Genomic DNA, 11,903 nt, shown 5'->3' with positions numbered 1-11,903 from the left:
GGCGGCAACGCGGCGCCCGGGATCCGTCGGTGCCGCGAGGCCGGGCGCGACCCCCCTCCCGGCGGCCGAGGCGGATCGCGCGTGCGGGCAAGCGGCTTTCGGCCCTTCAGACGCGCGTCTCGCCCGATCGGGCGTATCTCCCCAACCTGGCGGACCACTCGCATGGGTCTGAGGCCGCGCCGCGAACGCGTATGCCCCCGTGGACGCGCGGGAGGTGCCTGAGCGTTCCAGACGGGTCGCCGATATGGGCCGATGCCGACCGATCTTGGATGCCGGCCATGTTGACTTGGCCTGAGCTGCATGGAGCGATCCGGAGGACTCGCCCTGTCGGAACACGGCAGGCCGGCGGACCCGATGGATGGGTCGGGAGCCGTTGACCTGAGGGTATGTGCGGCCGTTGCAGGCTACGGGCAGCCGAGACCCGCTATCCTTCGCCGCATCATTCCGTGTATGTGCAAGGCAGCATTCGATAGGTTATCTTCAATTTGCCGCGATGGCTCGAGACGGCCATCGGGAAATCGATCTTGATCCGATGCGTTGTCGCCAACTCGACGAATTTTGCCGCCAGCGGGTGCTCTCATATGCCGCGTTTCTATTTTCATTTGTGGACACCGATCGGAGTGAACAAAGACCATGTCGGCTGTGAATTTGCTAGCATGGAGGTGGCTTATCTCGATGCGTTCGATGCAATCGGGACGATGACCGTCGATTTGATGCGGCAGAAGGCAAACCCCCGGCAATACGGGTTCGAGATCACGGATATCACCGGAAAAACCCTGTTCGATTTGCCATTTGCCGAATATCTGGACCAAGGGCGGCGATCGGTGGTTCCACCGACATCGGTCGGGATGCAGCGGACCGCGGACGAGTTGAGGCGACGACAGGAAGCAGCGGCACATGCGCTGCTACGTTACCGCACTTTGCAGATAGCTCTTGAAGAACAACGCGCCGCCTTGCAGGAAAATCTGGCAGATACGAAGCGGCTTCTAGGTGAAGCGCAAAGGTTTTTGGTGGCGTTCCAGCCATTTCGGTGCGTGTGATCGACGGCCTGAACTCGGCCGGTAGAATTCCGGTGCGGTGCGATCGTTCTCGTGGACCGTATCTCGTGCACCGCATCTCGTGCCGGAGCAGGGGCAGGGCCTGATTGCAGCGCGGTCGCGCGGATCGCGCCCCGATCCTGCCCCGCCCCGCTCCCGGGGCGAGCGGCATCCGCCCCCTTTCCGGTCCTCGGGGGGAGGCCCCCGGCCTCAGCGTCGCTCCGGCCCGCCGAGCGCCGCGAGCGCTTCTCCGTCCAGCCGGAAGAACACCTTGTCCGGCTTCGGCGCCGCCCCGAGGCCCTGGTAGAACGCCAGCAGCCGCGGCTGGCCCGCATCCGCCGTCCAGTCGACCCGCCCCAGTCCGCGTGCCAAAGCCTCTGCCGCCACGGCGCGCATCAGGGCGCGGCCGTGGCCGGCACCCCGATGGGCGGCACCGACGAACAGCTCCTTCAGGAAGAGGCCGCCCGTAAGGCCCGGGCCGGGATAGACCGCCGAGAAGGTGGCGAAGCCGGCGAGATCGGCACCATCCTCCGCCACCAGGATCTCGGTGCCGGCCGGGCGCCCGGCCAGCGCGGCCCCGACCTCTCCCTGAGGGGGGCACGACCCGCCATAATAGGCCTGCATCTCCTGGAACAGCCGCGCCAGCGCCGGATAATCGGCCGGCACCGCCGCCCGGATCACAGGGCGCCCCGGCGCAGGTCGGTGAGCACGGCGGCGAGGTGGGAGAGGAAGCGGGCCGCGGCGGCGCCGTCCACCGCCCGGTGGTCCCAGGACAGGCTCACGGGCAGGATCAGCCGCGGCTGGAAGGTGCTGCCGTCCCAGACCGGCTCGATGCGCGAGCGCGCCGCCCCCAGGATCGCCACCTCGGGCGCGTTGATGATCGGCGTGAAGCCGTCGCCGCCGATGCCGCCGAGCGAGGAGACCGAGAAGCCGCCGCCCTGCATGGCCGAAGGGGGAAGCGTGCCGGAGCGGGCCTGCTCGGCCAGTTCCCCCATCTCCTGGGCGATCTCGACGAGGCCCTTGCGGTCGCAGTCGCGCACCACCGGCACCAGCAGGCCCCGCGGCGTGTCGACCGCGAAGCCGACATGGACGTAGTCCTTCAGGATCACGGCATCGCCGTCGAGCGCCGCGTTGAAGCGCGGATAGGCCCGGAGCGCGGCGGCGGCGGCCTTGATCAGGATCGCCACCATCGTGACCTTGTGGCTGCCCGGCCGCGCGGCGCCGTTCAGCTCGCGCCGCAGCGCCTCGGTCTCGGTGACGTCGGCGTGGTCGAAATTGGTGACGTGCGGGATCGTCAGCCAGTTGCGGGCGAGCGCCTGGCCGGAGATCTGCTGGATGCGCGAGAGTGATTCGCGCCGCACCGGGCCGAACTTGCCGTGATCGACCTGCGGCCAGGCCGGCAGGCCGGCGCCGATCCCGGAGGGCGACGCGGCGGCGGGCGGCGGGCTGGCGGCCGGCGCTGCGGCGGGGGAGGGGACCGCCATCTGGCCGCGGACGAAGGCCAGCACGTCCTCGCGCAGGATGCGCCCTTGCGGGCCGGTGCCCGGGATGCCCGCGAGATCGACGCCGAGCTCGCGCGCATAGGCGCGCACCGAGGGCGTGGCGTGGATGTCGGACGAGGCGGCGACATCGGGCGCGGGAACAGCTGTCGCCGGAGCAGCAGGGGCCGGGGCAGGCGCCGCCGGGGAGGCTTGCGGCGCGGGAATCGGCGGGGCCGCAGGTGCCGGCTGGGGCGCGGCGCCCTCGCCGGACGTATCGACCATCAGGATCGTCGTGCCCTGCGACACCCGGGTGCCCGGCGCCACCAGGATCTCCGTCACCACGCCCGCCACCGGCGAGGGCACCTCCATGGTGGCCTTGTCGGATTCGATGCTGATCAGGAGGTCGTCGACGGCGATCCGGTCCCCCGGCTTGACCAGGATCTCGACCACCGGAACGTCCTTGAAGTCGCCGATATCGGGCAGGGCGACCGGCAGGCTGGCACTCACGAGGCTCTCCCGAGACGTTTCTCGTTGTCCCGTCGTGCGCCATCCCGTCGCGGGCGGCGCGGCGTCCGGAGCGCCACGCCTAGACCATTTCGCCAGCGAGGGGAAACCGCCGGGCCGGCTCTCCGCGCCCCGTCCTCGCTCCTGGCGTCAGCGGGTCTTGCGGGTCCGCTCCGGCAGGGCCGGGCGCAGGGCCGGGGCGACGGCCGGGCGGAGGCGCGGCGAGGCCGGGCCATGGGCCGGACGGTGCTGCTCGGGGGTGGCGCTGCGTCCGGTCGGATCGCTGCCGAGGATCGAGGCGACGAGGTCGCGGGCGGTGGCGGCGTCCATGGCGCGGAACAGCTCGGTCAGGCCGAACACCGCCTCGACCGAGCGGGCGATGGACGGATCGAGGCGCAGGAAGATGAACACCGCCTCCTCCTCGGCGAGGTCGGCCGCGCGGAGCGCCAGCGCCAGCAGGTCGCGCCGTTCCGGCTCGGTGGCGCGGAAGCTCACCCCCGGCATGCCGAGGGCCTCGCCGAGCGCCACCTCGAACCGTTCCGGCTCGCCGCGGGCGGCGAAGGCGGTGAGCGCCGCCCCGGCGGCGCGCATGCCGGCCCGGTTCTGCGGCCGCAGGGCCGCCCGGGCCGCGACGCCGTCGCGGATCGCCGCCCGGCGCTCGCGGCTCGCCTGCAGGTAGAGGGGCGCGAGGTCGACCGCCGGCAGGTCGTCGCGGGCGAGCAGAAGCGCGGCCAGGTCCGACCGGCCGCGCGCCCGCTCGACCAGCCGCTCCAGGGCGGGACCGGCGAGCGGCGCCGTCGTGTTGCGGGCGAGCGCCAGGTCGACATCCGGCTCGTCGCGCAGGCTCAGGTCGTCGACGAGCGCCCGGCTGAGATCGTGCCGCAGGGCGATGACCGCGTCGAGTTCCGGCCCGTTGCCGGCGGCGTCGAGCAGGGCCGTCGACAGGACCGGGCTCAGGGACAGCACCGCGTCGCGGGCGCCGCCGCCATGGGCGGCGAGCAGCGTCAGCACGCTCTGCGGCGTGTCGGGAAGCGGTGCGAGCTTCTGGGCGACGATCTCGGCCGTGGCGGAATCGACCGTCGGGATCAGCCCGCAGGCCAGGGATTCGAAGGCCCGGATCGTCGCGACGTCCCGTACGGGCGCGGCGCGGAACAGGTCCGTCTGCACCCGCAGCAGGACCGGTTTCATGTCGAGACGCCGGTCTCGCGCGAGGTCGAGGAGGCCGGACATGTCCGGCGGAGCGTCGGCGGCGGAGCGGGCCATGGGCGATCGGGTACGCAGGACTGGAGACGATCCGCAGAATGCGAGGATGTGCGTAAAGCGACGCTTAAGGCTGCGGGCAGCCGCCGGGTCCCGGCCTGGGGACAGCGGGGATCGTGCACCGGCCCGGTCACCGAGGGTTTACGCCGCGGGCCGGCCGCCTCTCGGGACGGCGCCCCCGGAAACAGTCCATTAACCATGTGCGTGGTTTCGTCTCCCGGTGAGGTCGCGAAGGGCGGCGGTCCCGGAGGGACGTGACGGAGGCGGGAGAGCACACATGGTCGGCCCACAGCGGCGTCCCTCGGCGGACATCATCCCGTTCCCGGCTCCCCGCCCGGCGGCGCGCCCGGACGCGGTCGTCGGCGGTGCGGCCAATTCCCATTCGGCGGACACGGTCCGCGGCCAGATTCTGCTGTTCACGGGAGTGCGCTATGAGAGGCTGCCCGATGCCGTCGAGCCCGGCCTGCCCGCGCCCGAGCGGCGCTGCCGGCGCTGAGGCCTTGCGCCGCCCGATGCCGCGCCGCGTCCTGCCGCTCGTCCTGCCGCTCGCCCGCGTCCTTCTCGCCGTGCCCCTGGTGGCGGCCTGCGCCCAGCAGGGCGATTTCGGCCGCCCGGCGCCCACCGCCTGGAACAGCCTGATCGACGCGGCCGGCACCTTCGCCGCGCATGAGCGGGGCGAGCCGGCCTCGCTGTTTCCCTTCACGGAGGACGAGCGGGCCCTGCGCGACCGCGCCTGGCGCTTCCTGATGCCGGCCCGGGAGCGCAGCGTCTTCGACGCCGCCCTCAACAATCTCACCCGCGCCCGGGTGCTGCCGGTGGGCTGGCGCCTCTCCGATCCGGCGGCCTATGTCGAGGCGATCACCGCCGGCCCGTTCCGCTCGGTCGTCTCGCGCTACCGGCGTCTCTCCGACGACCTGGTGGCGGATGGCCGCCTCATCCCGGCCTTCGCCGAGACGGCGTCGCGTGTGGTGCGGGCGGACCTGACGCGGCTGCAGAGCCTGCCCTTCATCACCACCCTCGACGACCGCGACGTGCGCAGCGCTGCGATGCGGGTGGCCGAGAACCGCTGCCTCATCGCCTGGGTGCGGCGCGAGACGGCGGCGCGTTCCGCCTCCTACCGCTACGCCCTCGAGCACCTGCTGGTGGCTGCCCCCGAGGACGAGGCGGTGGCGGCCGAGCGGGCACTCGCCTTCCTGGATTCGCGCCGGACCCTGCTCGATCCGCTGCTGCCGGCCGATGCCGAGGCACGCTGCGGCCTCGTGCCGCCGGAGCCCGCCGAGGTGGTGCTGGTGCGCAAGGGATAGGGCGATCGTACGCGATCGGGGCGATCGCCCTACTCGTCCGGCCCGTCGATGGTGCAGGAGACCGAGCGGGCAGCCTCGTTGGCCTGCGCCTGCTGGCTCGGCAGGGCGGCGAGCACCCGCACGCTGACGAAGCCCTGCCGGCTCGGCGCGACGATGCGCACGTCGCGGTTGCGCTCGTCCTCGTCGGCGGTGGCGAGGGCCTCGTCGAACTGGCGCCGGGTCATGATCACGAGTTCGACCGTGCCGCGCACGGCTGCCTGGTCGGTGATGGCATAGTAGGCACCGTTTCGCCCATGCAGGGCGAGCGTCTCGATGAGCGGGCCGGTCTCGGCGGTGATCCGCACCGGGCCGTCGTCGAGGTCGTAGGCGCAGACGCCGACCGCCACCGCCGGGTCCTGCGGCGGCAGCCACCCCTCTGCCGGCTGCGCCGGAGCTTGCTCCGCCGGTCCGCCGGTCTCGGCGGCGTGGACCAGCACCGAGGTGTCGTTGGCGAGCGTCGCGCGCGAGCGCGCCAGGGCGTCGCCGGCGGCGAGGTAGGGGATCGCCAGCACCGTCGCGACGTGCACGAGCCCGGCGAGCACGAGGCCGCACAGGGTGGCGAGGATGAAGCGGCCGAGCGGCGTCACAGGCAATCCTCCCGGGTGATCGAGGGCACGCCCTCGCGCTCGAGCACGCCGGTGCTCGCCGCCACCGGCGTGTCGTAGAGCCGCAGCACCAGCCGAATCGAGCCCTCGCCTTCGGGAATCGGCAGCCAGTTGCCGGGCTGCACGGTCGGGCTCACGATCACCGAGAAGCGGCCGTCGCGGTCGCGCAGCACCTCCGTGGAGGTGAAGCCGGTGCGCGGCGGCGGCATCGCGCCGGCCGGTGCCGCGTGCTTGACCGCCTGGTCGGCCCCCTGCTTGGCCACCTCTTTGGCGTGGCCGCGCCGCTCCACCGACAGGGTCCAGGCCCGGGCCGGCGGCGTGGCGCCGGCGACGCGGTAGCGGCAGGAGGGATCGAGCCGGCGTCCGGCATCGTCGGTGAGCGCGGTGAGGAGCAGGCCCTCCCCGAGCGCCAGCGGGATCTCGCCGGTGCGGGCATGGATCGCCCGCACATAGGGGTCGGCGTCGCGCGAGCCGATCTTCGGCCAAGCCGTCCAGGCATTGAGGGCGACGCCCCCGAACGGATAGCGCCCCCGCGTCGCCCAGTTCGCGGAGGCGAGTCCCAGACCGACGCCGAGCGCGAGGGTGTAGAGCACCAGCCCGACGGTCCCGACCCGGCGCAGGCGCAAAGCCCCCCGCAGGAGCCGGGGCGGGAGTCGATGGCCGGGGGACGCGGCGCGCCCGGCGGCCGGAAGGGCGATTTTCTCGGTCAGCATCGTGGCCCGTGTCTAGCTCAGGTCGGGCCGGGGCCGAACGGGTTTTTGTAGCCGCGCCCCGGCCGGAGGGAAGAGGTCACGGCCGCTCCCTCGCGGGCTTGGGGCGCGGGGCCGGTCCTTCCGCGCGCGCCGCGCCGGCCAAACGCCCGCGCCTCAATCCAGGAAGAAGCGTTCCTGCGTCTGGCGCTCGCTCCAATGGCCGCCCGGCTTACGGTAATTGTAGAAAGCGGCGATTTCGAAGCCAGATTGCTGGTTGTCCTTCATGTAATGGATAAAAATCTTGTCTCGGAACTCAGTCTTCAATTCCGGACGAAGAGGGCCGTGGTCGAAATAGGACTCGACGATGGCATAGGTTCCGGTCAGAGAGAACAGATTATACGGAACGTAATCGGCTGTCGCCTGTTCCTTGTGCCATTGTTCAACGATGTTGTTGGTCACCTTGGAGATCAGGGGGTCGAGTTCCGGCGTCTTCCTGCGGGCGGCGAGGACACCGTTCATCAAGTCGAAATCGGCTGGAGTGTTCATCGCCCACCCCTTTCCGAAAAGGATGAGGTTATACTCGAACATCTTGTCGAGCGTACTCAGCAGGCAGGCCGGGGCTGTCGGTCCGATGTGGGCGTCGATGTAGAAGCCGCCGAACTCGCGCAGGAGAAGCAGACGGGCCAGATCCGACTTCGCCGACGGTAGGCGAATCCGTCCGAAAATTGGCTTGATCTCATCGGGTAGAAGCGGGGCGACATCCTCGTCGGTAAAGACCCGAAAATCCGGATAGATCTGTTTCCATGCCGGCCCTGCGGGTGCAGTGTTGATTTCCGTGCTGGTCCAATACATAAACAACATTTAATGCGCCTACTTGAAGCGAGCTGGCGACGCGAGACCTGCGCCTTGCTCCCGCATCTATGGGTCCATGGCTCTAAGCGACCGATCCGCCGTGGCGCAGGACGTCGGTGCGGGTGCCACCGGCATCGATCGCTCAACGAGACACGGTCCTTACAATGAGGAATGTCTCGGGCCGGCCCCGACCACTGTCAAGCGCAACTGCCGGATTGGCCGGAGGCGCCTGCCCGAAACGAGACGTCGGCTGCAGGAGATGCGTTCACTGCCCGGGGCTTCACGGCACCCCGACCTGCCCGCCCACCGTGTTGAACGCCGCCCGTCCCGGAGCCGGGCTCTCCACCGAGCGGAACAGGTGGCCGAGGCCGCCCAGCACCTCGAAGGAGCGGCGCGACAGGGCGCCGGCCGGCGCGCCGGGGGGCGGCGTCGCCGGGGCGGGGCCTTGCGCGGTGCGGGCGCCGGCCTTGTCGGAGTCGAAGCCCGGCATCGGCTTGATCTCGATGCCCTGGTGGGCCGGGGCCATCACCTCGTGGAAGGTGATCGCCGGCAGCGAGCCGCCGGTCAGGTTCTTGGTCGAGGAATGGTCGTCGTTGCCGTACCAGACGGCCGTCACGAGGTTGCCGGTATAGCCGACGAACCAGGCATCCCGGTAGGCATTGGTGGTGCCCGACTTGCCGGCGGTGCGCACGCCCTCCACCGCCGCCTTGCGGCCGGTGCCCTCGTCGACGACCTTGTTGAGCATGTAGTTCATGTCGGCGACGACCCGGGTCGAGAGCAGCTGCTCGGGGGGCGCCTCGCTGGTGTCGTGGCGGTAGATCACCTCGCCGGCCCCGGTGCGGATCTCGGTCGCCGCATAGGGCTTGGCCCGCCTGCCGCCATTGGCGAAGACCGAGTAGCCGGCGGCCTGGTCGAGCACCGTCACCTCGGCCGAGCCGATCGGCAGCGAGACCGAATCGACCAGATTCGAGGTGATGCCCATCTTGTGGGCGAGCTCGATGATCTTGGCCCGGCCGAGCTTGGCCGCCCGGGCGTCGTGGGTCTCGCCGAGCTGCTTGCCCATGGCGATCGAGAACTGCACCGGGATGGTGTTGATCGATTTCGCCACCGCGACCCATAGGGGCACGGTGCCGGCGAAGGAGCGGCCGTAATTGGCCGGGCACCAATTGCCGATGCAGACCGGCCGGTCGACGACCCTGCTCTCGGGCCGCCACTGCCCGGTGGCGAGGGCCGCGGCGTAGACATAGGGCTTGAAGGACGAGCCGGGCTGGCGCAGCGCATCGGTGGCGCGGTTGAACTGGCTCTGGCCGTAATCGGCCCCGCCGACCATCGCCCGCACCGCCCCGTCCGGGTCCATGGTCACGAGCGCCGCCTGCTCGACGTCGAAGGCGTCGCCGAACTGGCGCAGCACGTTCTCCACCGCCTGGTCGGCCCGCTTCTGGATCGCGAGGTCGAGCGGGGTCTTGACGACCAGCACCCGCTCCTTCTTGAGCTTGCCCTCGTCGACGAGCTTCTTGATCTCGTTGAAGGCCCAGTCGAGGTAGTAATCGGCGCTGATGTCGCGCGAGCGCGTCACCGGGGTCGCCGGGTTGCGCAGGGCCGACTGGATCTGCCCTTCCGTCAGGTAGCCCGCCTCGACCATGTTGTGCAGCACGTCCGCGGCCCGGGCGCGGGCCGCCGGCAGGTTCACGTGCGGCGCGTACTTCGTCGGCGCCTTGAACAGGCCGGCCAGCATGGCGGCTTCCGGCAGGGTGATGTCCTTCAGGTTCTTGCCGAAATAGTAATCCGCCGCCGCCGCCGCCCCGAAGGTGCCGCCGCCCATGTAGGCCCGGTCGAGGTAGAGCTTCAGGATCTCGTTCTTGGTCAGGTGGCATTCGAGCCAGAGGGCCAGGAACGCCTCGTTGACCTTGCGCTCGAGCGAGCGCTCGTTCGACAAAAAGAGGTTCTTGGCGAGCTGCTGGGTGAGCGAGGAGCCGCCCTGGACGTGGCCGCCGCCGCGGGCATTCACCGTCACGGCGCGCAAGGTCCCGATCGGGTCGATGCCCCAATGCTCGTAGAAGCGCCGGTCCTCGGTCGAGATCAGCGCCTTGACCAGGATGTCGGGAAACTCGTCGATGCGCAGCGAATCGTCGTGCTTGATGCCGCGCCGTCCGACCTCGGTGCCGTAGCGGTCGAGGAAGGTCACGGCGAGGTCCGGCGCCTTGAGCCAGTTCTCGCTGGTCTGGTTGAAGGCCGACTGGGCGAGCGTCAGCATCACCACGGCGCCGGCGAGCCCCAGCGTCACGCCCTCGCTCGCGAGGTCGAGGACGACGCGCCTGACGCCCCGCACCCGGAAGCGGCGCTGGATCCGCTCCGCGAAGCGCCCATAGGCCTCGCCGAACGACCGGCCGCCATTGTAGAGGCCGTCATTCAGCCAGGCGTCGAAGCCGAGCATCCCGTGGGACAGGCGGGTCCGGAGCTTGGTCAGCCGGTTGGGGGGCTGGTTCTCGGGCACTGTGGCGGGTCCTCGGGCAGATCCTCGGGAGGCTGCGGTCTGACGGTCTAGCAAGCCTCGCATCCTAGCGCGAGACGGTAAGCCGGTCGCAGGCTTCCAGGGCCTATATGGGGCGCCGGCGCGCCGACACGACGTCGCAGGAGTGCGCAGCCGGGTCCGGCCGTGCTTGCCCGCGGGCCGCGGGCGCGGCAGAGGAGGGGCCTCCCGCCCCGATTCCACCCTCGCGCCGTCGATCCGGCGCCTCGAAGGCCCTGAACAGCCGTGGCCAAAGCCCGCAGCAAACCCCCGCGCCCGCCCGCCTCCCGCAAGGCCGCGACCCCGTTCTGGCGCGAGAAGAGCCTGGAGGCCCTGAGCCCGGAGGAGTGGGAGAGCCTGTGCGACGGCTGCGGCCGCTGCTGCCTCCTCAAGCTCGAGGACGAGGATACGGGCGAGATCCACTACACCGATATCGGCTGCACGCTGCTGGATGCCGGCACCTGCCGCTGCCGCGACTACCCGCGGCGCCATCTCAGGGTGCCCGATTGCGTGCGGCTGACGCCCGAGGCGGTGCGCAGCCTGCGCTGGCTGCCGCCGACCTGCGGCTACCGTCTGGTGCGGGACGGGCAGGACCTGCCCTGGTGGCACCCCCTGGTCTCCGGCACCCGGCGCACGGTGCACGAGGCCGGCATCTCGGTCTACGGGCGCGTCAGCGGCACCGAGGAGGAGTTCGAGATCGACGAGATGCCGGACCGCATCGTCGACTGGCCGGGCCAGGATCCGGAATGCCAGGATCCCGAGAGCCAGGATCCCGAGAGCCGGGATCCCGGGAGCGAGGACCCGCAGGCCGGGTCGTGATACCGGCCCGGAGCCGTCGAGGAACCGTGCCGGCCGGGTGACGCTCGCCGGCAGTCCGGGACGGCGCCCGCACCGCGCAAGGCCCCACCCCGGCAACGCCCCCGCCCCGGCAACGCCCCCGCCCGCCGTTCCCGGATGCTGGCGCGCCTCGGCTCGGCAAGGCCGCGTCGAGCCGGAACGCGGCGCGCCTCCCAGGGAGAACGCCTTGGGCCTGTTCTCGAAGCCGATCAGGCGCATGGACGATCTGTTCCAGCACAGGCTCCGGGACATCGACTATGCCGAGCGGCGGATCACGAAGGTGCTGCCGAAGTTGATCGCCAAGGCGGGCGACCCGCCGCTGAAAGCGGGGTTCGAGACCCACTTGCGCGAGACCGAAGGGCAGATCCGGCGGCTCGAGCAGGTGTTCCGGACGCTGGGCCCGCAGCCGAAGGGTGTGCGCTGCGCGGCGATGGACGGGATCATCGCCGAGGCCGAGGAGATCACCCGCTACGGCACGATCATCGCCTATGCCCGGCAGCTCGGCCGCCAGGACGTGATCGGCCCGCTGCAGCAGACCCTTGAGGAGGAGAAGGCGGCCGACAAGGCGCTGACCTCGCCCGCCGAGAGCCGGGTCAACCGCAAGGCCGTCGGACCGTGGGCGCAGGGCCGCCCGACCGTGGACCGGGACGGTCTCGTCCCGGACCTGGCATGGGACTTGCTACGTCTCGTTGGACGCTCATGGGCGTTTCCTCCCTGACTTGGGGCCCCGCCGCAACCCTGCGCGCGGGGCCTCCTTTCCTTCGCGGCCGTTGCCATCGGGCG

General features: G+C 71.0%; 12 protein-coding genes. 5 read left to right on the top strand and 7 right to left on the bottom strand.

Annotated elements, in window-relative coordinates:
* The first annotated feature begins 581 nt into the window (after positions 1 to 581).
* Positions 582 to 1,040 carry a DUF6894 family protein gene (locus DA075_RS35700; protein WP_123834105.1) on the top strand — a complete coding sequence of 153 codons (459 nt, stop codon included), beginning with the start codon at positions 582 to 584 and terminating at the stop codon, positions 1,038 to 1,040.
* A gap of 207 nt (positions 1,041 to 1,247) precedes the next feature.
* Here the strand turns inward: DA075_RS35700 and DA075_RS00895 are convergent, their stop codons facing one another.
* From DA075_RS00895 to DA075_RS00885, 3 genes are all read right to left on the bottom strand, one after another.
* Positions 1,248 to 1,661 (bottom strand): GNAT family N-acetyltransferase, encoded by a 414-nt coding sequence (locus DA075_RS00895; protein ID WP_099956325.1) that lies wholly within the window; start codon positions 1,659 to 1,661, stop codon positions 1,248 to 1,250.
* A 53-nt stretch (positions 1,662 to 1,714) separates the two neighbouring features.
* The gene (locus DA075_RS00890) at positions 1,715 to 3,025 is read right to left on the bottom strand and encodes a 2-oxo acid dehydrogenase subunit E2 (protein ID WP_099951592.1); all 1,311 of its coding nucleotides are present in this window, start codon (positions 3,023 to 3,025) and stop codon (positions 1,715 to 1,717) included.
* Between the two features lie 147 nt (positions 3,026 to 3,172).
* Positions 3,173 to 4,285 (bottom strand): DUF2336 domain-containing protein, encoded by a 1,113-nt coding sequence (locus DA075_RS00885; protein WP_099951591.1) that lies wholly within the window; start codon positions 4,283 to 4,285, stop codon positions 3,173 to 3,175.
* 274 nt (positions 4,286 to 4,559) lie between these two features.
* On the opposite strand from DA075_RS00885, the gene DA075_RS00880 reads away from it, so the two are divergent.
* Together DA075_RS00880 and DA075_RS00875 are read left to right on the top strand one after the other, a co-directional pair.
* A complete protein-coding gene (locus DA075_RS00880) occupies positions 4,560 to 4,778 on the top strand; it encodes a hypothetical protein (RefSeq protein ID WP_099951590.1) in 219 nt (72 codons plus the stop codon).
* Positions 4,779 to 4,794: 16 nt separating this feature from the next.
* On the top strand, positions 4,795 to 5,586 hold the full coding sequence (locus tag DA075_RS00875) for a hypothetical protein (protein WP_099956324.1): 792 nt from the start codon (positions 4,795 to 4,797) through the stop codon (positions 5,584 to 5,586).
* A gap of 29 nt (positions 5,587 to 5,615) precedes the next feature.
* Here the strand turns inward: DA075_RS00875 and DA075_RS00870 are convergent, their stop codons facing one another.
* The 4 genes from DA075_RS00870 to DA075_RS00855 all read right to left on the bottom strand — a co-directional run bounded on the left by DA075_RS00870 (position 5,616) and on the right by DA075_RS00855 (position 10,208).
* Positions 5,616 to 6,212, bottom strand: coding sequence for a DUF1254 domain-containing protein (locus tag DA075_RS00870; RefSeq protein WP_099951589.1), 597 nt, complete (start codon positions 6,210 to 6,212; stop codon positions 5,616 to 5,618).
* Positions 6,209 to 6,943 (bottom strand): DUF1214 domain-containing protein, encoded by a 735-nt coding sequence (locus tag DA075_RS00865; RefSeq protein WP_099951588.1) that lies wholly within the window; start codon positions 6,941 to 6,943, stop codon positions 6,209 to 6,211. The genes DA075_RS00870 and DA075_RS00865 overlap by 4 nt, the downstream gene beginning before the upstream one ends.
* A gap of 153 nt (positions 6,944 to 7,096) precedes the next feature.
* Positions 7,097 to 7,774 carry a glycosyltransferase gene (locus DA075_RS00860; protein ID WP_164712180.1) on the bottom strand — a complete coding sequence of 226 codons (678 nt, stop codon included), beginning with the start codon at positions 7,772 to 7,774 and terminating at the stop codon, positions 7,097 to 7,099.
* A gap of 280 nt (positions 7,775 to 8,054) precedes the next feature.
* Positions 8,055 to 10,208 carry a transglycosylase domain-containing protein gene (locus DA075_RS00855; protein ID WP_244936590.1) on the bottom strand — a complete coding sequence of 718 codons (2,154 nt, stop codon included), beginning with the start codon at positions 10,206 to 10,208 and terminating at the stop codon, positions 8,055 to 8,057.
* A 321-nt stretch (positions 10,209 to 10,529) separates the two neighbouring features.
* Between DA075_RS00855 and DA075_RS00850 the strand changes: the two genes are divergently transcribed.
* Positions 10,530 to 11,102: a YcgN family cysteine cluster protein gene (locus DA075_RS00850; protein ID WP_099951585.1), complete on the top strand. Its 573-nt coding sequence runs from the start codon at positions 10,530 to 10,532 to the stop codon at positions 11,100 to 11,102.
* A 205-nt stretch (positions 11,103 to 11,307) separates the two neighbouring features.
* Positions 11,308 to 11,838: a YciE/YciF ferroxidase family protein gene (locus DA075_RS00845; protein ID WP_099951584.1), complete on the top strand. Its 531-nt coding sequence runs from the start codon at positions 11,308 to 11,310 to the stop codon at positions 11,836 to 11,838.
* Positions 11,839 to 11,903: the final 65 nt, after the last annotated feature.

The sequence above is a fragment of the Methylobacterium currus genome (assembly GCF_003058325.1).
Taxonomy (GTDB): domain Bacteria; phylum Pseudomonadota; class Alphaproteobacteria; order Rhizobiales; family Beijerinckiaceae; genus Methylobacterium; species Methylobacterium currus.
This window is presented reverse-complemented; position numbering and strand designations above follow the sequence as displayed.

Bases quoted from the DNA above. Each gene is read 5' to 3' on its own strand.
- DA075_RS35700 (WP_123834105.1), top strand. From the start codon at position 582: ATGCCGCGTTTCTATTTTCATTTGTGGACACCGATCGGAGTGAACAAA.
- DA075_RS00895 (WP_099956325.1), bottom strand. From the start codon at position 1,661: ATGCAGGCCTATTATGGCGGGTCGTGCCCCCCTCAGGGAGAGGTCGGG.
- DA075_RS00885 (WP_099951591.1), bottom strand. From the start codon at position 4,285: ATGGCCCGCTCCGCCGCCGACGCTCCGCCGGACATGTCCGGCCTCCTC.
- DA075_RS00880 (WP_099951590.1), top strand. From the start codon at position 4,560: ATGGTCGGCCCACAGCGGCGTCCCTCGGCGGACATCATCCCGTTCCCG.
- DA075_RS00875 (WP_099956324.1), top strand. From the start codon at position 4,795: ATGCCGCGCCGCGTCCTGCCGCTCGTCCTGCCGCTCGCCCGCGTCCTT.
- DA075_RS00865 (WP_099951588.1), bottom strand. From the start codon at position 6,943: ATGCTGACCGAGAAAATCGCCCTTCCGGCCGCCGGGCGCGCCGCGTCC.
- DA075_RS00860 (WP_164712180.1), bottom strand. From the start codon at position 7,774: ATGTATTGGACCAGCACGGAAATCAACACTGCACCCGCAGGGCCGGCA.
- DA075_RS00855 (WP_244936590.1), bottom strand. From the start codon at position 10,208: ATGCTCGGCTTCGACGCCTGGCTGAATGACGGCCTCTACAATGGCGGC.